Origin of the sequence: Stutzerimonas kunmingensis, assembly GCF_032106285.1 — a bacterium.
GTDB classification, from domain to species: Bacteria; Pseudomonadota; Gammaproteobacteria; order Pseudomonadales; family Pseudomonadaceae; genus Stutzerimonas; species Stutzerimonas kunmingensis_B.
This window is the reverse complement of the sequence record NZ_DAMCPO010000010.1, coordinates 103,612-125,887: the sequence shown is the minus strand read 5'-3', so window position 1 is coordinate 125,887 and position 22,276 is coordinate 103,612. Positions and strand designations below refer to the sequence as shown.

Below are 22,276 nucleotides of genomic sequence, written 5' to 3'. Positions count from 1 at the left end.
AATGGAAGTCATCCTGCTGGAAAAAGTCGCAAACCTGGGCAACCTGGGCGACAAGGTAAACGTCAAGTCTGGTTACGGTCGCAACTACCTGCTGCCGCAGCGCAGGGCTACTGCTGCTACCGCAGCCAACATCGCCGAGTTCGAAGCTCGTCGTGCTGACCTGGAAAAAGCTGCTGCCGAGCGTAAGGCTTCTGCCGAAACTCGCGCCGCTCAGCTGGCCGAACTGGAAGTCACCATCACCGCTACCGCGGGCGATGAGGGCAAGCTGTTCGGTTCCATCGGCACTCACGACATCGCCGACGCACTGACCGCCTCTGGCGTTGAAGTAGCGAAGAGCGAAGTCCGTCTGCCGAACGGCACCATCCGTCAGGTTGGTGAGTACGACGTAGCTGTGCACCTGCACACCGACGTCGAAGCGACCGTCAAGCTGATCGTCGTAGCCGGCTAAGCCATCGTCTGGCACCGCTGGTGCCTGACGAGTAACATCGGGCACGTTTCCACGCGAGTGGAACGTGCCCTTTGTTTTTTTGTAGTTTCGAATTCCGAGTGCCATGAACGACATCAGTGTCCCCCAGCAATACGATCTGGAAACCGCAGCGCTCAAGGTACCGCCGCACTCCATCGAGGCAGAGCAGGCGGTGCTTGGCGGCCTGATGCTGGACAACAATGCCTGGGAGCGCGTGCTCGATCAGGTATCCGATGGCGATTTCTATCGCCACGATCATCGCCTCATCTTCCGTGCCATCTTCACCCTGGCCGAGCGCAACTCGCCGTTCGACGTGGTCACCCTGTCCGAGCAACTGGACAAGGAAGGGCACCTGCCGCAGGTCGGCGGCCTGGCCTATCTCGGTGAGCTGGCGAAGAACACGCCTTCGGTTGCGAACATCAAGGCCTACGCGCAGATCATTCGCGAGCGCGCCACATTGCGCCAGCTGATCGGCATCAGCAACGAGATCGCCGACAGCGCCTACGCGCCACAGGGGCGTACCGGCGAAGAAATTCTCGACGAAGCCGAGCGCCTGATCTTCCAGATCGCCGAAGCGCGGCCCAAGACCGGCGGACCGATCGGCATCAACGACATTCTGGTCAAAGCCATCGATCGTATCGACACCCTCTTCAATGCGGGTGAGGCGATCACCGGCCTGTCCACCGGCTTTACCGATCTCGACGAAGCCACCAACGGACTGCAACCGGCTGACCTGATCATCGTTGCCGGTCGTCCGTCCATGGGTAAGACGACATTCGCCATGAACCTTGTCGAGAATGCCGTGCTGCGCACCGACAAGGCGGTACTGGTGTTTTCCCTGGAAATGCCCGCGGACTCCATCGTCATTCGTATGCTCGCTTCGCTCGGCCGCATCGACCAGACCAAGGTCCGCGCGGGTAAGCTTGAGGACGACGACTGGCCGCGGCTGACCTCCGCGGTGAATCTGCTCAACGACCGTAAGCTGTTCATCGACGATACCGCCGGCATCAGCCCGTCGGAGATGCGTGCGCGGACCCGGCGCCTGGCCCGTGAGCACGGCGAGATCGCCATGATCATGGTCGACTACCTGCAGCTGATGCAGATCCCAGGCTCGAGCGGCGACAATCGGACCAACGAGATTTCCGAGATTTCGCGCTCGCTCAAGGGCCTCGCCAAGGAATTCAACTGTCCGGTGATCGCCCTGTCGCAGCTCAACCGCTCGCTCGAACAGCGCCCCAACAAGCGTCCGGTGAACTCCGACTTGCGTGAATCGGGGGCAATCGAGCAGGACGCCGACATCATCATGTTCGTCTACCGGGACGAGGTCTATCACCCCGAAACCGAGTACAAGGGCGTCGCCGAAATTATCATCGGCAAGCAGCGTAACGGCCCGATCGGCACAACGCGTCTGGCGTTCCTCGGCCGCTATTCACGCTTCGAGAACCTGGCACCGGGCAGCTACCAGTTCGACGACGAGTAAGCGTAGCTGCTGTGGCGTTTTTGACGGCGGGCTGTATGTTGTTGCCGCCCGACTCAGCCGAACGCCAGCCTGCGCGGCCCGGTCCACAGGAGTAAGATTTCGCCCACCCGCCGTTGTACAGGAAAAACTTCATGCGTCCGCTGGTTGCCACGGTCGATCTGACCGCGCTTCGTCACAACTACCTGCTCGCCAAGCAATGCGCGCCGCAGCGCCAGGCGTTTGCCGTGGTCAAGGCCAATGCCTACGGGCATGGCGCACGGGAAGCGGTTACGGCGCTACGCGAGATTGCCGACGGCTATGCCGTGGCCTGCCTGGAAGAAGCGGAAGAGGTTCGCCTCAGTGCGCCCGATGCCCGCATCCTGCTGCTGGAAGGTTGTTTCGAGCCGGCTGAGTATTTGCGCGCCGCCGAGCTTGGGCTGGATGTTGCCATCCAGGATCAGCGTCAGGCCGATTGGTTGCTGGCGGCCGATCTGCCGCGGCCGTTGAATGTGTGGTTGAAGCTGGATTCGGGCATGCACAGGTTGGGCTTCACCCTGCACGGCCTGCGCGAATGCCATGCGCGGCTCAGGGGCAAGGCACAGGTTGGCGAGCTCAACCTGATCAGCCACTTCGCCTGCGCCGATGAGCGCGGTCATGCCCTGACCGAGCTGCAGCTGGAGCGCTACAGCGAATTGCTGGCCCTGGAGTTCGATAACTGCTCGCTGGCCAACTCTGCCGCGGTGTTGGCGTTGCCGCAGGCACACATGGCCTGGATTCGTCCCGGCATCATGCTTTATGGCGCCACGCCGTTCGCCGAACTGAGTGCGCAGGAACTTGGATTGCGCCCGGTGATGACGCTGACCGGTGCCCTGATCGCCGTGCGTGATGTGTCCGAAGGTGAAAGTGTCGGCTATGGCGCCAGCTGGGTCGCGCAACGCGCCTCGCGTATCGGCACGGTCAGCTGCGGCTATGCCGATGGTTACCCGCGTACCGCGCCTTCGGGCACCTCGGTGGTGATTCATGGCCAGCGCGTGCCGCTGGCCGGCCGGGTCTCAATGGACATGCTGGCGGTGGATCTCACCGATCTGCCGCAGGCGCAGGTAGAGGATGCCGTGGAGTTGTGGGGCGCGCAGATGCCAATCGACGAGCTGGCCCAGGCCTGCGGGACCATCGGCTACGAGCTGCTGACCAAGGTGACCGGGCGTGTACCGCGCCGCTACATCGGTTGATCGGCGGGCCGTGCTTGCTCTTCCTGCTGGACCCAGTTCCCGCGCCCTGGATTGTCGCTCGATCCAGCCACCGTTGCCGTCCGGCAAATAGATGCGTAGGTCTTTCAGGGTTACCGATCCGACTTCCAGCCACCATTGAAACGGTGCATCGCTTTCCCGTTGCAGGCTGACGCGGATCCACCAGGGATGCGGACTCTGTCCGACACTGGCCTTGCCTTCGGCTGGCACGAAGCGCGCCTTTACGTCCGGGCGTTGCAGGTCGTCGATGTTCAGCTCGGCTCCGGGATCGGCCAGCAGCGTGACGTGGGCATTCAGTCCGCGGCCACTGTCACTGGCACTCAGGAGGGCGGTTTCGGCATGAGCGGAGGCCTGGCTGCAAAGGCTCAGGAGCAAGGCGAAAAGGACGACGCGCACCAGACACTCCCGGGCTCGAAGCAATGGTTGAGTCGCGCGAGTATAGCGGGCGGCAGTGACACTTCGCGCGCCCGTCGCGGAGGTCGATAAAGACCCTGCGTGATGGTCGGACTTGGTTATTTTTTGTGCTATATTCCGCCCCCGTTTTCGTTGTCCCGGTTCCCCGCCATGCACGCCGCAAAGCCATTGTTCGACTATCCCAAGTACTGGGCCGAGTGTTTCGGTCCGGCGCCGTTCCTGCCAATGAGCAGGGAGGAGATGGATCAGCTCGGCTGGGATTCCTGCGACATCATCATCATCACCGGTGATGCCTACGTCGATCATCCGTCCTTTGGCATGGCGATCATCGGCCGACTGCTCGAAGCGCAGGGGTTTCGCGTCGGCATCATCAGCCAGCCGGACTGGCACAGCAAAGACGACTTCACGAAGCTCGGCGAGCCGAATCTGTTCTTCGGTGTCGCCGCCGGCAACATGGACTCGATGATCAATCGCTACACGGCCGACCGCAAGGTGCGCTCCGACGACGCCTACACGGCGGGTGGCCTGGCAGGCAAACGGCCCGATCGCGCCAGCCTGGTCTATAGCCAGCGCTGCAAGGAGGCCTACAAGCACGTTCCGGTGGTGCTTGGCGGCATCGAGGCCTCGCTGCGGCGCATCGCCCATTACGACTACTGGTCGGACAAGGTGCGTCGCTCGATCCTGATGGATGCCACGGCGGATGTGCTGCTCTACGGCAACGCCGAGCGCGCTATCGTCGAGGTGGCGCAGCGCCTGGCCCGCGGCGAACCGATCGAAGCGATCACCGACGTGCGCGGCACCGCGTTCATCCGCAAGGACACGCCCGAGGGCTGGTTCGAGATCGACTCCACCCGCATCGACCGTCCGGGCAAGATCGACAAGATCATCAATCCCTACGTCAATACGCAGGACCTGTCCGCCTGCGCCATCGAGAAGGACAAGGGTCCGCAGGACGACCCGAACGAAGCCCGCCCGGTCGAGCTGCTGCCGCACCCGAAACTCGAGCGTGATCGCACGGTGATCCGCCTGCCGTCGTTCGAGAAGGTGCGCAACGACCCGGCGCTGTATGCCCACGCCAACCGCGTGCTGCACCTGGAGACCAACCCCGGTAACGCCCGTGCGCTGGTCCAGCGTCACGATGATCGTGAGTTGTGGCTCAACCCGCCGCCCATTCCGCTGACCACCGAGGAAATGGACTACGTGTTCGCCGCGCCCTATGCGCGGGTGCCGCATCCAGCCTATGCCGGGGCGAAGATCCCGGCCTACGAGATGATTCGCTTCTCGGTGAACATCATGCGTGGCTGCTTCGGTGGCTGCACCTTCTGCTCGATCACCGAGCACGAGGGCCGCATCATCCAGAGCCGTTCCCACGAGTCGATCCTGCATGAGATCGAGGAGATGAAGAACGTACCGGGCTTCACCGGCGTGGTCTCCGATCTCGGCGGGCCGACTGCCAACATGTATCGCCTGGCCTGCAAGAGCCACGAAATCGAGAAGCACTGCCGCAAGCCGTCCTGCGTGTTCCCTGGCATCTGCGAGAACCTCGACACCGACCACAGCTCGCTGATCGAGCTGTACCGCAAGGCACGTGCACTGCCGGGTGTGAAAAAGATTCTGATCGCCTCCGGCCTGCGCTACGACCTCGCCGTGGAGTCGCCGGAGTACGTCAAGGAGCTGGTCACCCACCATGTCGGCGGTTACCTGAAGATCGCGCCGGAGCACACCGAGCGTGGTCCGCTGGACAAGATGATGAAGCCGGGCATCGGCACCTATGACCGCTTCAAGCGCATGTTCGAGAAGTACTCGAAAGAGGCGGGCAAGGAGCAGTACCTGATCCCGTACTTCATTGCCGCGCACCCTGGCACCACCGACGAGGACATGATGAACCTCGCCCTGTGGCTCAAGGCCAACGGTTTCCGCGCCGACCAGGTGCAGGCGTTCTATCCGTCGCCGATGGCCTCGGCCACCGCCATGTACCACACCGGCAAGAACCCGCTGCGCAAGGTGACCTACAAGAGCGAAGGCGTCACCGTGGTCAAGAGCGAGGAGCAGCGGCGCCTGCACAAGGCCTTCCTGCGCTATCACGACCCCAAGGGTTGGCCGCTGCTGCGTGAGGCGCTGACTCGTATGGGCCGCGCCGACCTGATCGGCAATGGCAAGCACCAGCTGATCCCGGCGCACCAGCCGGCCACCGAGGGCTACCAGAGCGCGCGGCGCAAGAACTCGACGCCAGTCGGCAGCAAGAAGGCCGGGCAGGGCGGCAAGATCCTCACCCAGCACAACGGCCTGCCGCCACGCAGCCACGACGGCAACGCCTGGGACAAGCGCGAGCAGGCCAAGGCCGCGGCCGAGGCCCGGCGCAAGGCGGAAAAGAGCGGCAAGCCGACTGGCAAGGGTGGTAAGCCGCAGCGTCCGGTCGCACCCCGCTAGCGCTAGGGAGGCTTGCCGGCATAAGGAAACGGAGCGCCAGGCTCCGTTTTCTTTTTCAGAACCTGAACGCCTGGGTCGCGCGATCCAGCTCGCTGCCCAGCTGCAGCATCTGCGCACTTTGCTCACGCCCCCGGCTGATGTGATTCAGGTTGGCGTCGCCGAGCTGGTGGATACGCTCACTGTGTCCGCGAATCTCGCCCACTGCTTCGCCCTGTTGGGCGGTCGCCTGGGCGATCTGTTCGGCCATGCGGCTGATGGTGGCGATGGTCGAGACGATCTCGTCCAGTGCCTGATCGGCACTTTCGGCGAGGTTCGCCGTGCTTTGCGCATGCTCGACCTGGCTGCGCATCGCCTCGACCGACTGCCGTGCCGCCAGCTGCAGGCTACCGATCAGTTGCTGGATTTCTTCGGTGGCGCCGCTGGTGCGCTGCGCCAGTGAGCGCACCTCGTCGGCCACCACGGCGAAACCGCGGCCATGACCGCCGGCGCGGGCCGCCTCGATGGCGGCATTCAGCGCGAGCAGATTGGTCTGCTCAGCGATGGCACGGATCACCGTCAGCACGTTGCCGATGGTGGTGGTTTCGTCGGCCAGGCGTTCGATCGCCGCCGCATTGTCCTGCACTTCGCTGACCAGCCCATGCAGGCCGGTCAGGCTCTGGCCGATCACCTGCTGACCCTGATGCACGGCGCGCGCCGCAGCGCGGCTCGCCTCGGCGGCTTCTCCGGCACCATCGGCGACCTGCTGGATGGTGGCCTCCAGTTCGCTCAGCGAATCGCGTATCTGTGCGGTATCGCCGGTCTGGCGCTGGGCGCCTTCGTGCAGGTCGGTGCTCATTTCGTCGAGGCTTCGACTGCTGGCGGCGACCTGGGTCGCCTGCTGGCGCAAGGTTCCGACCAGGCCAAGCAGGTAGCTGCGCAGGCGATTGAGCGAGCTTTCGATATCGGCGATCTCGCGGATCTTCGACTCGATCCGTGCATCGCTGGCGAAGTCTCCCTCGGCCCATTCCGAAAGTGCCGGCACCAGCTGCCCGAGAGCTCGGGTCAGCTGGCGTTGCAGACGATCGATGGCCAGGGCGATCAGCAGGATCAGCAGGATGATGCCGCCCTGCAGTATGCGCACCTCGGCCTGGATACGGCCATGCTCGGCGCGTACCGCCGGCTCCAGCTCGGCCAGGGCCTGTTGCACGGCATCGATCTTGCCGGCGCTGCTCTGCAGCAGCTCGCTGCGCTGGCGGATCAGCTGCCGGGTGCGCTGCAGTTCGGCCGGGTAGCGCTTGATCAGGCTGGTCAGCTCGCGCTTGAGCGCAACGCCCTGGTCTTCACTGGTTTGCTTCGCGGCATCGCCGAGGTCGAGCAGGGCGGCGAAATTGCTCGCGGCCGACTGCTCGGCTGCGAGCACGCCGAGTAACGGTAGTGCCTCGAGTTTTGCGGCGTCCTGTTCGAGGTTATGCAGGGTCTGCTCCACTTCGCTGGCCAGTTCATCCCGGCCGGAGGCGACCAGCTTTCCCCTTGCGTGGCTGAGCCGCAGCAGCTGTTGCCCGGCCGAGAAAAGAGGCTGTTGATAGTGTCGCGCGCTCGGATGATCGGCTTCCGCCTGGTAGTCGTCGAGTTGCGACAGCGCTCCGGCCATTTCGCGTTCTGCCTGCAGCAGCAAGCCCTGCGGATCGCCGGCGAGCTTGCCGGCCGCGAGCAGGTCGGTGGCGGTGAAGCGGACCAGCTCTTCCAGGCTCGGGCGTAGCGTTTCCGCCAGACCATCCGGAAGTTCGATTACGTCGCGCTGGAGATCGGTGAGCGCCTGCTGCGCCTGGCTATGACGCAGTGCGTCACCGCTGGCGAGATAGCCCTGAATGTTTTCCGCTGCCTGATGCTGGAAATGTTGAGACAGTCCCAGGTAACGCGCCATGAGCAGGTAGGGGCGCTCCATGGCGCGCTCGGACCACCAGAGCGTGGCCCCAAGGGCAAGGCAGACTGCAATGAGTAGCAGGGTGTTGAGAGTGGTGAGCGACTTCAGGCGCATCCTCGCCTCGCAGAACGAATCAGGAGGCTTGCAAGGTATGGCGGTTTGATGTCATTCGCGTTACAGCGAGCGCAGGCCTGCCTGGTCGCCGCCTCAGCGAGGCGCTGCCTGGCGTGGCGATTGGTGTATCCGTCGTGTCAGTAGCGTTCGACGCGATTGCGACCCCCGTGCTTGGCGCGATACAGCGCTTCGTCGGCCTGTTGGGTGAGCGTCTTGACCTCGGCACCGCCGGCCAGCTCGGTGATACCGCAGCTGAAGGTGCAGCTGAGGTCGTGGGGCTGGGCTGGAAAGCGAATCTCCGCGAAGCGCTGGCGAATCTCGTCGAGTACCTTGCAGGCGGCGTCCGCCGGCGTGTCCGGCAGTACCACGGCGAACTCTTCGCCACCGTAGCGGCCGATGTGATCGGTCTTGCGCAAACGCTGCTTCAGGAACAGCGCGAGGCTCTTGATCACCCGGTCGCCCATGGGATGGCCAAAGGTGTCGTTGACCTGCTTGAAGTGGTCGATATCCAGCATGGCGAAGCTCAGCGGGCTGTTGTCGCGCCGCGCACGGAAGCGAGCATCCTCAAGCAGTTGCAGGCTGTGGGTATGGTTGTAGAGCCCGGTCAGGCTGTCGCGGACGATGCGTGCCTTCAGGCTTCTGGCGCGGGTCGCGCGGGTGCGCACGGTGGCGATCAGGTGACTGGGCTTGATCGGCTTGGTGAGGAAGTCATCGCCGCCTTCGCCCATGGCGTCGAGCTGCTTGTCCAGATCGTCCTCGGCCGAGAGGTAGATGATCGGCACGCTGACATAGCGCTCGTGTTGACGAATCACCTTGGCCAGTTCGGTGCCCTGGCACTCGGGCATGTACATGTCGAGGATGATCAGGTCCGGTTGAAACTCGGCCAGTGCGCCGATGGCTTGAATCGGCTCGATCAGCGTCTGGGTGACGATGCCGGCGTTGTTCAGCACTCGCTCGGTGTGGGTAGCCTGGGCACGGGAGTCGTCGATGATCAGTACGCGGATCGGTTCGTAGTGCGCCGTGCGGGTGAATATTTCGATCTTCTCCAGCAGGCTGCTGGCGTCGAGGGTGCCGGTAAAGAACTCCAGGCCACCGGCGCGCACCGCAGCAAGGCGCGTTGGCGTATCGGTTTCCAGGTGGCTGAAGAACAGCATCGGCAGCTTCGATTCCAGTCCCTGTTGGACCTGCTCGGCGAGGCGCAGCCCTTCGCTCGGACCGTTGAAATCCACTTCCATGACGATCGCGGCCGGATGGCGGCGATGCATCGCGGTGCGGAAGGCTGCGACACTGCTGAACGCCTGCGCGGACATGCTGAAGAAGTCCAGCTGGCGCACCAAGTGTTCGGCGCGCTGCTGATCCTGCAGAGCGATGTACACCGGTTTGCTCAGCGGCGGCAGAAACGACTGATTATGCGGATCGCTGTGGCGCAACCCGGTACGCGCCAGACGGTAGATCAGCTGGCTGAGGGTGGAGATGGTGCTGCTGGAGAGACGGCCGCGGTTGTCCCGGATGTCGCTCAGGCAATCTTCGATGCTCAGGGCAAGCTCGCTGTGCTCGGTCTGCTCGAAGCGGTCGGCGAAGCGCCGCAGCCGCGTCGTCGCTTCGGTCAGGGCAGCGTGGTAGTCCTCGTTCCATTCGCTGCGTTGCAGTTGCTGCCAAACTTCCAGCACTTCGCGTGCCTGGTGAATGACCCGCTGGGCGAAATGCTGCTTGAGTTCTTCCTGATCCGACATCGCGATTCTTCCCGGTGCACAGGGTGCGCTGCCCTGGCTTTATGGTGGCGGCATGCTATCACTGCGGCGGTGCTTTGGAAGTCCACTGTGCGGTAGTGGTTCTCAATTTGGCGCTGAGTGAGCAGGGGCCCTGCGTTATAGTAAAGGCATGTCAGCGCAACGTCTCCGACGTCGTGCGGTCGAACCCCAGAACTCGCGAGAAGGACACATTGCCCATGTTGGACTGGAAGAATCGCTTCGCTCGTCTCGGCCGCTCGAGTGGCCCTTCCGGCGGAGCCGGACGGCGGGAGGGTAATCCGCTTCTGCTGGTTCTTGCCGTCCTGCTGGGCGTGTACCTGCTGGTTACCTTGGTGCTCGGCTGGTACTGGAGCCGCGAACCCGATCTGTTTCCCGTACAGCAGAGTGCCCGTCAGGCGGCCGAGGCCTCGCAGCGGCAGTTGGTCAGCGGCTATACCACCGTGGAAACGCTCAAGCGTGTTGCCAGTACCTTGCTGGATAAGCCGGGTGGCTACCTGAGCAACGATATCGCGCCGCCGGGTCTGTGGTTGGACAACATGCCGAGCTGGGAATATGGCGTGCTTGTGCAGGTGCGAGATCTCGCTCGTGCGCTGCGCAAGGACTTCGCCCGCTCGCAGTCGCAGTCGACCGAGGACACCGATCTGGCCAAGGCCGAGCCGCTGTTCAACTTCGACAATCGCAGCTGGGCGTTGCCGGCCTCCGAGTCCGAGTACCGCAACGCCATTCGCGGCCTGGACCGCTACCTGGCTCGGCTCAGCGATCCGCAGCCCAAGGCGCTGTTCTACACGCGTGCTGACAACCTTAACAACTGGCTGGGCGATGCCGCCACGCGGCTCGGCTCGCTGTCCCAGCGACTCTCTGCCAGCGTTGGCCGGGTGCGGCTGGATGCCGATGTTGCGCCCGAACAGGAGCGTGCGGGCATCGTGCCGCAGGTCAAGGAGGAGGTCGTCGAAACGCCGTGGTTGCAGATCGACAACGTCTTCTTCGAGGCGCGTGGTCAGGCGTGGGCCTTGTCACATCTGCTGCGCGCGATCGAGGTTGATTTCGCCGACGTGCTGGCGAAAAAGAACGCCACCATCAGCGTGCGGCAGATCATCCGCGAGCTTGAGGCCGCTCAGGAGCCGCTGTGGAGTCCGATGGTGCTCAATGGCAGCGGCTACGGCGTGCTGGCCAATCACTCGCTGGTGATGGCCAACTACATCTCCCGTGCCAATGCGGCGATCATCGATCTGCGCAACCTGCTGACGCAGGGGTAAGGCGAGCCCCCGGCGGGGTTTAGGAAGCCTCAGGTTGGCGTCGTGTCTGACTGGCTCGACGCTAACCAGGCTTGCACTCAGTCCAGGCCGAGTTTTTTCAGCCGGTAACGCATCGAGCGGAAGGTCAGCCCCAGCCGTTGGGCTGCCGCGGTGCGGTTCCAGCGGGTTTCCTCCAGCGCCTGCATGATCAGCCTGCGCTCGATCTCTTCCAGGTGATCTTCCAGATTGTCGATCTGCGCCAGACTGGCTTCACCGTTCTCCGATACGCCTGGGCTGTCTGCCAAGCGTAGATCGCCCGCCTTGATCTCATCGCCCTCGCAGAGTGTGTAGGCCCGCTCGAGCATGTTCTCCAGCTCACGAACGTTCCCTGGGAAGCGATAGTTTTCCAGCTTGGCCAGAGCATCCGGGTGCAGGCGAGCGCTGCTGTCACCGCACTCCGCTGCAAGACGCCGAAGCATGGCTTCGGCGAGCAGGCCAATGTCTTCGCGACGCTCGCGCAGTGGCGGCACGCGCAGTTCGATGACATTCAAGCGGTAATACAGATCCTGGCGGAAACGGCCTGCGGCCACTTCGCTGGCGAGGTCCTTGTGGGTGGCGCAGAGGATGCGCACATCGACCATTACTTCCTGAGCGCCGCCGACCGCGCGTACAGCCTTTTCCTGGATCGCGCGCAGCAGCTTGACCTGCATCGGCAGCGGCAGGTCGGCTACCTCGTCGAGGAACAGCGTGCCGCCATTGGCGGCCTGGAATAGCCCGGGCTTGTCCTCGATGGCGCCACTGAAGCTGCCTTTCTTGTGGCCGAAGAACTCGCTTTCCATCAGTTCCGACGGGATCGCGCCGCAGTTGACCGGCACAAAGGGCTTTTCACTGCGAGGACCCTGCTCGTGAATCAGTCGGGCCACCAGCTCCTTGCCGCTGCCGGACTCGCCGCTGATATAAACCGGCGCCTGGCTGCGGGCGAGTTTGCCGATCTGCTTGCGAAGGGTCTTCATGGGTGGCGAGCTGCCGAGCAGGCGGCTGTCCACCGGCATTTCCGCTGTGGGCGCCCTCAGGCGCAGGGCCGTGCCGACCAGCTCGCGCAAGCGGTTGAGGTCCACCGGTTTGGTGAGAAAGTCGAATGCCCCAGCCTTGAGCGCGCCAATGGCGGTATCTAGGCTGCCGTATGCAGTGATCATCGCCACGGGCAGTTGCGGGTGCTGTTGCTGAATGTATTGCACCAGCTCCAGGCCGCTGCCATCGGGCAGACGCATATCGGTAAGGCACAGGTCGTAATGCTCGCGGGCCAGGCATTCGCGCGCTTCCTTGAGATTGCGAGCGCTGCGGGTATCGAGTTTCATGCGGCCAAGAGTGATTTCCAGCAGTTCGCGGATATCCGGCTCGTCATCGATGATCAGTGCTTTTTGGCGCGCGGTCATGGTCCTGCTCTTGATTCGTGAAGCGATTGTCGCCGGGGATTGCGGCTGAGGAGCATGTTAACTCCGCCGGCGGTGTCGTGGCTGTCGCTTTGGTCGATGTGTGATGTGTTGCCGGCAGCGAGGCTCAGCTCAGCTTGCGCGGGTGGGCGAAGACGATGCGGAAGCAGCTGCCGCCCTCGGGGCGCTCGCGGTAGTCCAGGCGTGCCTGGTTGCTTTCGCATAGCTCGCGGGAGATATATAGCCCCAGCCCGGTGCCTTTGCTTTCGGTGGTGAAGAACGGTTCGAAAATGTTCTGAAGTTGCTCGGCCGCGATACCAGGGCCGTCATCGAGCACTTCGACGATAGGCAGGTCGCTGGCTTCGTCACGGAACAGGCGGAGCCAGACCTGCGCCCGCGGATTCTGCTGGCCGCTGTAGCGCAGCCCGTTCTGGACCAGGTTGGTCAGCACCTGGGTCAGCTGATTGGGGTCCATGCGGGTCTGCAGCGAGCTGCCCACGGTATCCAGATGCAGGGTCTGCTGCGGGCCGAGCCCCTGGCGGAACTCGCTGGCGAAACGATGCAGCCAGTACTTCAGGTCCAGCAGCTGGGGTTCGGCCTGGCGCCGCCGGGAAAGCTGGAGGACGTTCTCTATCACCAGGTTCATCCGCCGTGAATGATCCTGAATGATCTGTGCCAGACGGCGGTCAGGTCCGTCCAGTTCTTCGGATTCCTGCAGTAGCTGCGCGGCGTGGCTGATGGCGCCCAGTGGATTGCGGATTTCATGGGCGATGCTGGCTGTGAGGCGGCCGAGCGAGGCGAGCTTGAGCTGTTGTGCCTTCTGTGCGATCTGCGAGATGTCTTCGAGAAACACCAGTGTGTCGAGCTTGTTCCCGTGCTGTAGTGCGGCGAAGCTCGGCTGCAGCGTTGGGCCGCCAGGCGTTGCCCTGAGGTTTGGCGGGCGCAGGGTCGGATTGCCTCGCCACTGTTGCAGTGCCTTGAGCAGTTCCGGGCAGCGCGGTGCGAGGCGTTCGCCTGCCAGTGAGTCCTGGCCGAGCAGTTGCAGAGCCCCCTGATTGGCGAGCAGAACGCGCTCCTGCGGGTCCAGCACCATGATGCCGGTACGCATGCGCTGGAGGATCAGCGCGTTGAGCGCCTCCAGGTTCGCCACCTCTTCCGCACGCTGGCGCGCCAGCGTCTCGCTGACCTGCAGGCGGCGAGCCAGCCCCTGAACCAGGAAGGCGGCAGCAAAGCAGAGCGTGCCGAGTGCGCTGGCCTGAACGTACTGGCTGCTGGCTTCGGGGCGTTGAATGCTGAGGTAGAAGGTCAGGTAGATTAGGCCCGTCGCAGCAACCGCGGCGATGAAGAAACCGACCCTGCCACGCAGCAGTATGTTGGCGATGGCAACGGCGACTATCAGCAGGTTGCCGATACCGCTCGGGGTGCCACCGCCGAAGTAGAACAGCCCGGACAGGAGGATGACGTCCATCAGCGCCAGCCCGAGCACGGGCAGATCGCGCTCCGGGTTCTGCACCAGCACGGCGACGATGATGTTGAGGATCAGGTAGATCCAGGCGCCGTACTGAAAGAGCTGCGGGTTGCTCATCTCCAGTAGGTCGTTGTGCAGGTCGGCGCTGATCAGCAGAACCAGCGCCAGGCCGATGGTCAGCCGATAGAGGTGGTACAGGCGGAGAATCCGCCGTCCCTGATCGCCAAAGAAGGTGAGGTTTTCAGTGCCCACCAGGAGTGCTGTCCTGCTCCAGGTGAGCGCGGCTGCAGTACCAGCGATCCTGCGACTGCAGCGCCTGGTCCTGCGGGACGTGCACGCCACACTGAGCGCAACGCACCATTGGCAGGGTGGTCTGGCGAGGCTTGGGGGCGGTTTTCTTTTGCGCGAAACGGCGCCACAGCCAGAACGCGGCGCCAATCAGTGCAATCCAGAACAGCAGGCGAAACAGACCCATATCGATTCCTTCCTGATTAAGCGTGGTGGCCTGCGATCAATTGAGCCCGGCCACTGCCGGCCCGTTTCGCCGCGCGCGCCGAATGCAAGGACGGCGCTGCGGAAGTCGGTCAGCTGTCAGTCGAACAGGCCGAAGGTCAGGCGGCTCCACCAGGAGCGCTTTTCGCCTTGCTGCTCTGCTTCCTTGAGTACCGGGCGAAGCTCTTCGGGAAGATCCTGAGCGGCGGTTTCATACTGACGGAGCACATCGCGATTGGCCCGCGACGTGTCCGGGCGGGGAGCCTCGCCTTCGATAAGGCCGAGGGTGGCCTTGCTCAGCCAGCTGCGGTTGTCGTCTTCCGTCTCGACAGGGGTGAATTTGCCGTCTTCGAGCGTTGCGTGATCCGGGTAGTTGAGCTGCAGAGTCTGCAGGCTGGTTTCGGCGAGATCGTCGAGGCCCAGGCGCTGGTAGGCCTCGGTCATCACGGCAAGCCCGTCGGCCACGGCCGGCGTGCCCTGGAAGTTCTCCACAACGTAACGGCCGCGGTTGGCCGCTGCGACGTAGGCCTGGCGCTTGAGGTAATAGTGGGCGACGTGTATCTCGTTGGCCGCCAGCAGGTTGCGCAGGTAGACCATGCGCGCCTTGGCGTCAGGCGAGTAGCGGCTGTTGGGGTAGCGGCTGGTGAGCTGGGCGAATTCGTTGAACGAGTCGCGGGCGGCACCTGGGTCGCGCTTGGTCATGTCCAGCGGCAGGAAGCGGGCCAGCAGGCCGCGGTCCTGATCGAAGGAGGCCAGGCCCTTGAGGTAGTAAGCGTAATCGACGTTCGGATGCTGCGGATGCAGGCGGATGAAACGCTCCGCCGCCGAGCGCGCGGCTTCCGGCTCGACGTTGCGGTAATAGGCGTAGATCAGTTCGAGTTGCGCCTGCTCGGCGAAGCGGCCGAACGGATAGCGCGACTCCAGGGCCTTGAGTTTGCTGATGGCGCTGGTATAGCTCTTGTTGTCCAGGTCGGCCTGTGCTTGCTGGTACAGCTCGACTTCACCCAGATTCTCGTCGACGGTTTCGTTGGATGAACAGGCGGCGGTGAGGGCGAGAATGGCGATCAGCAGCAGGTGTTTCACTTGCATGGCGGCTTGCGTCCCTGTGACGGCTGGCTGTCTCGCGCGGAGCCGTCCTGTTATGATGAGCGCCCCGGTGCGCCGGGACAAAGACGCCGTATTTAAACACAAGCGTGTAGCCGAAACCAAAGGCCGCTCCGCCATCTGCGGTCCCCGGGCCCGTCCGTTACCAACGGATGTCGCCTGCCTCTCTCAGACGAACCTATCTCGCCGTATGTCCACGACTTCCAAACAGGCCATCCAACTCCGCGCCGAAGTGCCGTTTGACCTTGGCGGGCAACGTCTCGATCAGGTTGCGGCGCAGCTCTTTTCCGAACACTCGCGCTCGCGTCTCGCGGCCTGGATCAAGGATGGCCTGCTCACCGTGGATGGCGCCGTGCTGCGCCCTCGCGACACCGTGCATGCCGGCGCCGTGCTCGAGCTGAGTGCCGAGCAGCAGGCGCAGGGCGAGTGGGTCGCGCAAGACATTCCGCTTGAGATCGTCTACGAGGACGATCAGATCCTGGTGATCGACAAGCCTGCTGGCCTGGTTGTGCACCCTGCGGCCGGCCATGCCGACGGCACGCTGCTCAATGCATTGCTGCATCACGTGCCGGATCTGATCAACGTCCCGCGTGCCGGCATCGTTCATCGCCTGGACAAGGACACCACCGGTCTGATGGTCGTGGCCAAGACGCTGCAGGCGCAGACCCGGCTGGTCGAGCAGTTGCAGGCGCGTAGCGTCAGCCGCATTTACGAGGCGATCGTCATCGGCGTGATCATTACTGGTGGTACGGTCGACGCGCCGATCGGTCGGCATGGCCAGCAGCGTCAGCGCATGGCGGTGGTGGAGGGCGGCAAGCCGGCGGTCAGCCATTACCGCGTGCTGGAGCGCTTTCGCTCGCACACCCATGTGCGGGTCAAGCTGGAAACCGGGCGTACCCACCAGATTCGGGTGCACATGACCCATCTTGGCTATCCACTGGTCGGTGACCCGCTGTATAGCGGGCGTTTCCGCATTCCGCCGGCGGCGAATCCGACGCTGGTGCAAACGCTTCGCGAGTTCCCTCGCCAGGCGCTGCACGCGCGCTTCCTCGAACTCGATCATCCTGTTACCGGGCAGAGGATGAAATGGGAGTCGCCGTTGCCGGATGACTTCGTCTGGCTGCTGACGCTGCTGCAACAGGACCGCGAGGCCTTCGTCGGGTGAGTGCGTGGGGCGGTGACTGGCTCGTGCCGGAATGGCCTGCTCCGCCCGGCGTTCGCGCCTGTGTGACCGCGCGGCAGGGCGGCGTCAGTCGCGCTCCGTTCGACAGCTTCAATCTGGGTGATCACGTCGGTGATGAGCCTGCCGCGGTGGCCTGGAATCGCCAGCATCTTCAGGACGTGCTCGGTTGCCAACCAGTCTGGCTGGAGCAAGTGCATTCGAGTGTCGCTGTCCAGGCCGCTCCAGGAAATCGCGTGACTGCCGATGCTAGCTGGAGCGAGACGCCGGGTTTGGCCTGTGCGGTACTGACTGCGGACTGCCTGCCGGTACTTTTCTGTGATCATGCTGCGACCCGAGTCGCCGCGGCTCACGCTGGCTGGCGCGGGCTGGCTGGTGGTGTGCTCGAGGCGACGCTCGAAGCGCTGGCGGTACCTGCCGATGAACTGCTGGTGTGGTTGGGGCCGGCGATCGGGGCGGCGGCATTCGAGGTCGGGCCCGAAGTGCGCGATGCATTCCTCGCGCAGCATTCGTCGGCTGCCGCGGCGTTCGTTGCAAGTCGCAACCCGGGACGGTTCATGGCGGATATCTACCAGCTGGCGCGTATCCGTCTGGCTGCCGCGGGCGTAGACGCGGTTTACGGTGGCGGGTTGTGCACCTTCAGCGATCCGCGCTTCTACTCCTATCGGCGTGCCGCGCACACAGGCCGCTTCGCCAGTCTGATCTGGCTCGAGTGATATTGGCGCGCTAGCGGTGAAGTCAGCCATGACTCTGCGGTCCTGGCATGACCTGCATCAATGTCATCCGCCTTGAATCTCCAACAATCATCCTCATCTATGCTGCATCTCGCAGGTTTCGTATATGGCGCGAGCCACGGCGCCGGCCTGCTTCACATGAGGATGAACATCCATGCGTATCGATCGTTTGACCAGCAAGCTGCAGCTTGCGCTCTCCGATGCCCAGTCCATAGCCGTCGGCCTGGATCACCCCTCCATCGAGCCGTTACACCTGATGCAGGCGCTGCTTGAGCAGCAGGGCGGCTCGATCAAGCCGTTGCTGATGCAGGTCGGCTTCGACATCGCAGCGCTGCGTCAGGCGCTGACCAAAGAGCTCGACCAGCTGCCGAAGCTACAGAACCCCACCGGCGACATGAATCTCTCGCAGGACCTCGCGCGCCTGCTCAATCAGGCTGACCGCCTCGCCCAGCAGAAGGGCGACCAGTACATTTCCAGTGAGCTGGTGCTGCTGGCAGCGCTGGACAGCAACACCCGTCTGGGCAAGCTGCTGCTGGCTCAGGGTGTAAGCAAGAAAGCGCTGGAGAACGCCATCAGCAATCTGCGCGGCGGCGATGCGGTCAATGATCCCAACGCCGAAGAATCGCGGCAGGCGCTCGACAAATACACCGTGGACATGACCAAGCGCGCCGAGGACGGCAAGCTCGACCCGGTGATCGGTCGTGACGACGAGATCCGCCGCACCATTCAGGTGCTGCAGCGGCGGACCAAGAACAACCCGGTACTGATTGGTGAGCCGGGCGTGGGCAAGACCGCCATCGTCGAGGGGTTGGCCCAGCGCATCGTCAACGGTGAGGTCCCGGACGGCCTCAAGGACAAGCGCTTGCTGGCCCTGGACATGGGCTCGCTGATTGCCGGGGCCAAGTTCCGCGGCGAGTTCGAGGAGCGCCTCAAGGCGGTGCTCAACGAGCTGTCCAAGCAGGAGGGTCGCGTCATCCTGTTCATCGACGAGCTGCATACGATGGTCGGCGCGGGCAAGGCGGAAGGCGCCATGGATGCCGGCAACATGCTCAAGCCTGCCCTAGCGCGCGGCGAGCTGCACTGCGTAGGTGCCACTACTCTCGATGAATACCGCCAGTACATCGAGAAGGATGCCGCCCTGGAGCGTCGCTTCCAGAAGGTGCTGGTCGACGAACCAAGCGAGGAAGACACCATCGCCATTCTTCGTGGCCTCAAGGAGCGCTACGAAGTGCACCATGGCGTGACCATCACCGATGGCGCCATCATCGCCGCGGCCAAGCTCAGCCACCGCTATATCACCGATCGCCAGCTGCCGGACAAGGCCATCGACCTGATCGACGAGGCCGCCAGCCGTATCCGCATGGAGATCGACTCCAAGCCCGAAGAGCTCGATCGCCTGGATCGCCGCTTGATCCAGCTGAAGATCGAGCGTGAGGCGCTGAAGAAGGAAGACGACGAGGCCACCAAGAAGCGCCTGGCCAAGCTGGAAGACGACATCGCCAAGCTGGAGCGCGAATACGCCGATCTGGAAGAAATCTGGAAGTCGGAGAAAGCCGAGGTGCAGGGTTCGGCGCAGATCCAGCAGAAGATCGAACAAGCCAAGGCCGAGCTCGAAGCAGCGCGACGCAAGGGTGATCTGGCGCGCATGGCCGAACTGCAGTACGGCATCATTCCGGACCTCGAGCGCAGCCTGGAGATGGTCGATCAGCATGGCAAGAAAGAAAACCAGCTGCTGCGTAACAAGGTGACCGACGAGGAGATCGCCGAGGTGGTTTCCAAGTGGACCGGTATTCCGGTCTCCAAGATGCTCGAAGGCGAGCGCGACAAACTGCTGCGCATGGAAGACATGCTGCACACTCGCGTCATCGGTCAGCACGAAGCCGTGGTGGCCGTATCCAATGCCGTGCGCCGCTCGCGCGCCGGTCTGGCCGACCCGAATCGTCCGAGCGGCTCGTTCCTCTTTCTCGGCCCGACCGGGGTGGGCAAGACCGAGCTTTGCAAGGCGCTGGCCGAGTTCCTCTTCGATACCGAGGAGGCGATGATCCGCATCGACATGTCCGAGTTCATGGAGAAGCACTCCGTTGCGCGCCTGATCGGTGCGCCGCCGGGCTACGTCGGTTACGAAGAAGGCGGTTACCTGACCGAAGCGGTGCGTCGCAAACCGTATTCGGTGGTGTTGATGGACGAGGTAGAGAAGGCCCATCCAGACGTCTTCAATGTGCTGCTGCAGGTGCTCGAAGACGGCCGCCTGACCGACAGCCATGGGCGGACGGTGGACTTCAAGAACACGGTGATCGTGATGACCTCCAACCTGGGCTCTGCGCAGATCCAGGAGCTGGTTGGTGATCCCGATGCGCAGCGGGCTGCGGTGATGGATGCGGTGGCGCATCACTTCCGGCCGGAGTTCATCAACCGTATCGACGAGGTGGTGGTGTTCGATCCGCTGGGTCGCGAGCAGATCGCCGGTATCGCCGACATCCAGCTCGGGCGCCTGCGCAAGCGCCTGGCCGAGCGCGAATTGAGCCTGGAACTCAGTCAGGAGGCGATGGACAAGCTGATCGCCATCGGTTACGACCCGGTCTACGGAGCGCGGCCGCTCAAACGGGCGATCCAGCGCTGGATCGAGAATCCGCTGGCGCAGCAGATCCTCTCCGGTCAGTTCGCGCCGGGTAGCAGCGTCAAGGCACGGGTAGAGGGCGAGCAGATCGTCTTCGATTGAGTGGGGTGGTTACCTGCGGGGTGCAGCACACCTCGCAGGTAGCCGTGTTGGAGCAGCGTTTTCGCGGGTGCCGCCGGGTGAACGCAAAGTGTTGTCAGGAATCGCATTTTTGGGGTTGACAGGCGAGCCGGGAACCGTAAAATGGCGCGCCTCTGAGGCGGTAACGTAACGCTGAAGAGCTGGAATTGAAGTTGTTCCGCGATAGCTCAGTCGGTAGAGCAAATGACTGTTAATCATTGGGTCCCAGGTTCGAGTCCTGGTCGCGGAGCCAAATTCCAATCGGGGTATAGCGCAGTCCGGTAGCGCGCCTGCTTTGGGAGCAGGATGTCGGGAGTTCGAATCCCCCTACCCCGACCATTTTTGGGTCGTTAGCTCAGTTGGTAGAGCAGTTGGCTTTTAACCAATTGGTCGTAGGTTCGAATCCTACACGACCCACCATACGGGCTTCTCAGGAAGCATGAAAAGCTGGATGTCCTCGCGGACATCCAGCTTTTTTATTGCCTGCGATTTCTTCTCGGCACATTCAAGGCGCACCCAGGGGTGCGCCTTTTCTGCGTCAATGGAGCTTCAGGCGCGGCTCCGTCGTGCGGCTGAGCTTGTCGCCAAGCATCATCAGCAGCGTGCGAGCGATGCCATACAGCGCGATCTGGTGCATGCGGTAGAGCGAGATATAGAACATTCGTGCCAGCCAGCCTTCGAGCATCACGTTGCCGGTCAGGTTACCCATCAGATTGCCTACTGCCGAGAAGCTTGACAGCGAAATCAGTGAGCCGTAGTCCTTGTAGCGATAGGTCGGCAGCGGCTTGCCTTCCAGTCGGTTGTGGATCGAGCGGGCCAGCATCGAGGCCTGCTGATGGGCTGCCTGTGCACGGGGTGGGACATTGCGGTCGCTGTCCGGCTGCGGGCAGGCGGCGCAGTCGCCGAATGCGAAGATGTTCTCGTCGCGCGTGCTCTGCAGTGTCGGGTGGACGACCAGCTGGTTAATGCGGTTGGTTTCCAGGCCATCCAGTTCGTGAAGGAAGGCGGGTGCCTTGATCCCGGCGGCCCACACCTTGAGGCTGGCCTGGACGAACTCGCCCTGCTTGGTGTGCAGGCCCTCGGCGGTGACTTCGCTGACGGCGGCGCCCGTGAGCACCGTGACGCCCAGGTCCAGCAGTGTCTGGTGCACCGGCTGGCTGATGCGCTCAGGCAGTGCCGGCAGGACTTTCGGGCCGGCCTCGATGAGGGTGATGTTTACATCCTCCGGCTTGATGCCATCGAGGCCGTAGGCCGCCAGCTCCTTGGCGGCGTGCAGCAGTTCTGCAGCCAGCTCCACGCCGGTAGCGCCGGCTCCGACGATGGCCATGCTGATGTTGCTCGAGGCTCCCTCGCCTGCATGCGCCTTCATGTAATGGCTCAGCAGTTGCCGGTGGAAGCGCTCGGCCTGCTCGCGCGTATCAAGGAAGATGCAGTGCTCGGAAGCCCCCGAGGTGCCGAAGTCGTTGGTCGTGCTGCCGACGGCAATCACCAGCGTGTCGTAGTTCAGTGCGCGTGACGGGACCAGTTCCACGCCAAACTCGTCGCGCGTCGCTTCCAGTCGAATGCATTTGCTCGCGCGATCCAGGCCTGCCATGCGGCCCATCTGGAACTCGAAGTGATTCCATTTGGCCTGAGCGACGTAGTTGAGTTCGTCAGCGGACGAGTTCAAGGAGCCGGCGGCGACTTCGTGCAGCAGCGGCTTCCAGATGTGTGTGAGGTTGGCGTCGACCAGGGTGATGCGGGCTTTGCCACGCTTGCCCAGGGTTCTACCCAGGCGGGTAGCAAGCTCCAGACCGCCGGCGCCACCGCCGACGATTACGACTCGATGTGACATGGGAGTGACTCATAGCTGCAAGGGAAACGGCGGGGCGGCCTGGCGAGCGGAGCTCAAAGCACAAGGCGGCTCAAGAGGCGGCTCAATAACCCGAGCCCGATCACCACGACCAGTACCACAAGCAGAAGAAGCCAGGGGCGAAACGGCTGGCGCTCGACCTGGTGTTGCGGGGCGCGGAGGTATTCATCGACGCGCTGCTGATCTTCGGGCTTCAGGCGGCTTGGCATGGGCACCTCGAATGGAATGCAGGCATTCTAGCTGTGCAGGGTCAAAAG

At 63.3% G+C, this 22,276-nt stretch carries 17 protein-coding genes, 3 tRNA genes and 1 pseudogene; 12 read left to right on the top strand and 9 right to left on the bottom strand.

What is annotated here, in order from left to right; all coding sequences use genetic code 11:
* The first annotated feature begins 1 nt into the window (after position 1).
* The 3 genes from rplI to alr all read left to right on the top strand — a co-directional run bounded on the left by rplI (position 2) and on the right by alr (position 3,154).
* A complete protein-coding gene (gene rplI, locus RT582_RS10400; protein WP_044315729.1) occupies positions 2–448 on the top strand; it encodes a 50S ribosomal protein L9 in 447 nt (148 codons plus the stop codon).
* A 103-nt stretch (positions 449–551) separates the two neighbouring features.
* On the top strand, positions 552–1,946 hold the full coding sequence (gene dnaB, locus RT582_RS10395; RefSeq protein ID WP_014819054.1) for a replicative DNA helicase: 1,395 nt from the start codon (positions 552–554) through the stop codon (positions 1,944–1,946).
* 131 nt (positions 1,947–2,077) lie between these two features.
* Positions 2,078–3,154 carry an alanine racemase gene (gene alr / locus RT582_RS10390; protein WP_044315728.1) on the top strand — a complete coding sequence of 359 codons (1,077 nt, stop codon included), beginning with the start codon at positions 2,078–2,080 and terminating at the stop codon, positions 3,152–3,154.
* A 108-nt stretch (positions 3,155–3,262) separates the two neighbouring features.
* Here the strand turns inward: alr and RT582_RS10385 are convergent.
* Positions 3,263–3,412: pseudogene (locus RT582_RS10385) on the bottom strand (7TM-DISM domain-containing protein); the annotation flags it as partial.
* Between RT582_RS10385 and RT582_RS10380 the strand changes: the two are divergent.
* Complete coding sequence (locus RT582_RS10380; protein WP_044315727.1) at positions 3,341–3,658, top strand: hypothetical protein; 318 nt, start codon at positions 3,341–3,343, stop codon at positions 3,656–3,658. The pseudogene RT582_RS10385 and the gene RT582_RS10380 overlap by 72 nt on opposite strands.
* Positions 3,659–3,736: 78 nt before the next feature.
* Positions 3,737–6,016 (top strand): YgiQ family radical SAM protein, encoded by a 2,280-nt coding sequence (locus RT582_RS10375; RefSeq protein ID WP_313477311.1) that lies wholly within the window; start codon positions 3,737–3,739, stop codon positions 6,014–6,016.
* 55 nt (positions 6,017–6,071) lie between these two features.
* Here the strand turns inward: RT582_RS10375 and RT582_RS10370 are convergent, their stop codons facing one another.
* The gene (locus RT582_RS10370) at positions 6,072–8,033 is read right to left on the bottom strand and encodes a methyl-accepting chemotaxis protein (RefSeq protein WP_191121520.1); all 1,962 of its coding nucleotides are present in this window, start codon (positions 8,031–8,033) and stop codon (positions 6,072–6,074) included.
* A 137-nt stretch (positions 8,034–8,170) separates the two neighbouring features.
* Positions 8,171–9,766, bottom strand: a complete 1,596-nt coding sequence (locus tag RT582_RS10365; RefSeq protein WP_191121521.1) for a response regulator — start codon at positions 9,764–9,766, stop codon at positions 8,171–8,173.
* Between the two features lie 215 nt (positions 9,767–9,981).
* On the opposite strand from RT582_RS10365, the gene RT582_RS10360 reads away from it, so the two are divergent.
* Positions 9,982–11,040 (top strand): DUF2333 family protein, encoded by a 1,059-nt coding sequence (locus RT582_RS10360; protein WP_046619213.1) that lies wholly within the window; start codon positions 9,982–9,984, stop codon positions 11,038–11,040.
* 77 nt (positions 11,041–11,117) lie between these two features.
* Here the strand turns inward: RT582_RS10360 and RT582_RS10355 are convergent, their stop codons facing one another.
* The 4 genes from RT582_RS10355 to RT582_RS10340 all read right to left on the bottom strand — a co-directional run bounded on the left by RT582_RS10355 (position 11,118) and on the right by RT582_RS10340 (position 15,501).
* Positions 11,118–12,455, bottom strand: coding sequence for a sigma-54-dependent transcriptional regulator (locus tag RT582_RS10355; protein WP_313477310.1), 1,338 nt, complete (start codon positions 12,453–12,455; stop codon positions 11,118–11,120).
* Between the two features lie 124 nt (positions 12,456–12,579).
* Positions 12,580–14,172, bottom strand: coding sequence for a sensor histidine kinase (locus tag RT582_RS10350; RefSeq protein ID WP_041015969.1), 1,593 nt, complete (start codon positions 14,170–14,172; stop codon positions 12,580–12,582).
* Positions 14,162–14,395 carry a PP0621 family protein gene (locus RT582_RS10345; RefSeq protein ID WP_102832726.1) on the bottom strand — a complete coding sequence of 78 codons (234 nt, stop codon included), beginning with the start codon at positions 14,393–14,395 and terminating at the stop codon, positions 14,162–14,164. Before RT582_RS10345 ends, RT582_RS10350 begins: the two co-directional genes overlap by 11 nt.
* 116 nt (positions 14,396–14,511) lie before the next feature.
* Positions 14,512–15,501 (bottom strand): outer membrane protein assembly factor BamD, encoded by a 990-nt coding sequence (locus tag RT582_RS10340; protein ID WP_014819064.1) that lies wholly within the window; start codon positions 15,499–15,501, stop codon positions 14,512–14,514.
* Positions 15,502–15,706: 205 nt separating this feature from the next.
* On the opposite strand from RT582_RS10340, the gene rluD reads away from it, so the two are divergent.
* The 6 genes from rluD to RT582_RS10310 all read left to right on the top strand — a co-directional run bounded on the left by rluD (position 15,707) and on the right by RT582_RS10310 (position 20,587).
* Positions 15,707–16,681 (top strand): 23S rRNA pseudouridine(1911/1915/1917) synthase RluD, encoded by a 975-nt coding sequence (gene rluD, locus RT582_RS10335; protein WP_014819065.1) that lies wholly within the window; start codon positions 15,707–15,709, stop codon positions 16,679–16,681.
* Entirely contained in the window at positions 16,678–17,412 is a 735-nt protein-coding gene (pgeF, locus tag RT582_RS10330) for a peptidoglycan editing factor PgeF (RefSeq protein ID WP_101275144.1), read from the top strand. Before rluD ends, pgeF begins: the two co-directional genes overlap by 4 nt.
* Before the next feature lie 172 nt (positions 17,413–17,584).
* Entirely contained in the window at positions 17,585–20,149 is a 2,565-nt protein-coding gene (clpB, locus tag RT582_RS10325; protein ID WP_014819067.1) for an ATP-dependent chaperone ClpB, read from the top strand.
* 195 nt (positions 20,150–20,344) lie between these two features.
* A tRNA-Asn gene (locus RT582_RS10320) sits at positions 20,345–20,420 on the top strand.
* A gap of 9 nt (positions 20,421–20,429) precedes the next feature.
* Positions 20,430–20,506 (top strand) — tRNA-Pro (locus RT582_RS10315).
* A gap of 5 nt (positions 20,507–20,511) precedes the next feature.
* Positions 20,512–20,587: transfer RNA gene (locus RT582_RS10310), tRNA-Lys, on the top strand.
* Between the two features lie 118 nt (positions 20,588–20,705).
* On the opposite strand, the gene RT582_RS10305 is transcribed toward RT582_RS10310, so the two are convergent.
* Complete coding sequence (locus tag RT582_RS10305) at positions 20,706–22,001, bottom strand: NAD(P)/FAD-dependent oxidoreductase (RefSeq protein WP_023447169.1); 1,296 nt, start codon at positions 21,999–22,001, stop codon at positions 20,706–20,708.
* Positions 22,002–22,054: 53 nt separating this feature from the next.
* Entirely contained in the window at positions 22,055–22,228 is a 174-nt protein-coding gene (locus RT582_RS10300) for a DUF3094 family protein (RefSeq protein ID WP_003298581.1), read from the bottom strand.
* Between the last annotated feature and the right edge of the window lie 48 nt (positions 22,229–22,276).

Bases quoted from the DNA above. Each gene is read 5' to 3' on its own strand.
- rplI (WP_044315729.1), top strand. From the start codon at position 2: ATGGAAGTCATCCTGCTGGAAAAAGTCGCAAACCTGGGCAACCTGGGC.
- dnaB (WP_014819054.1), top strand. From the start codon at position 552: ATGAACGACATCAGTGTCCCCCAGCAATACGATCTGGAAACCGCAGCG.
- alr (WP_044315728.1), top strand. From the start codon at position 2,078: ATGCGTCCGCTGGTTGCCACGGTCGATCTGACCGCGCTTCGTCACAAC.
- RT582_RS10380 (WP_044315727.1), top strand. From the start codon at position 3,341: ATGCGGACTCTGTCCGACACTGGCCTTGCCTTCGGCTGGCACGAAGCG.
- RT582_RS10375 (WP_313477311.1), top strand. From the start codon at position 3,737: ATGCACGCCGCAAAGCCATTGTTCGACTATCCCAAGTACTGGGCCGAG.
- RT582_RS10370 (WP_191121520.1), bottom strand. From the start codon at position 8,033: ATGCGCCTGAAGTCGCTCACCACTCTCAACACCCTGCTACTCATTGCA.
- RT582_RS10365 (WP_191121521.1), bottom strand. From the start codon at position 9,766: ATGTCGGATCAGGAAGAACTCAAGCAGCATTTCGCCCAGCGGGTCATT.
- RT582_RS10360 (WP_046619213.1), top strand. From the start codon at position 9,982: ATGTTGGACTGGAAGAATCGCTTCGCTCGTCTCGGCCGCTCGAGTGGC.
- RT582_RS10355 (WP_313477310.1), bottom strand. From the start codon at position 12,455: ATGACCGCGCGCCAAAAAGCACTGATCATCGATGACGAGCCGGATATC.
- RT582_RS10345 (WP_102832726.1), bottom strand. From the start codon at position 14,395: ATGGGTCTGTTTCGCCTGCTGTTCTGGATTGCACTGATTGGCGCCGCG.
- RT582_RS10340 (WP_014819064.1), bottom strand. From the start codon at position 15,501: ATGCAAGTGAAACACCTGCTGCTGATCGCCATTCTCGCCCTCACCGCC.
- rluD (WP_014819065.1), top strand. From the start codon at position 15,707: ATGTCCACGACTTCCAAACAGGCCATCCAACTCCGCGCCGAAGTGCCG.
- clpB (WP_014819067.1), top strand. From the start codon at position 17,585: ATGCGTATCGATCGTTTGACCAGCAAGCTGCAGCTTGCGCTCTCCGAT.
- RT582_RS10305 (WP_023447169.1), bottom strand. From the start codon at position 22,001: ATGTCACATCGAGTCGTAATCGTCGGCGGTGGCGCCGGCGGTCTGGAG.
- RT582_RS10300 (WP_003298581.1), bottom strand. From the start codon at position 22,228: ATGCCAAGCCGCCTGAAGCCCGAAGATCAGCAGCGCGTCGATGAATAC.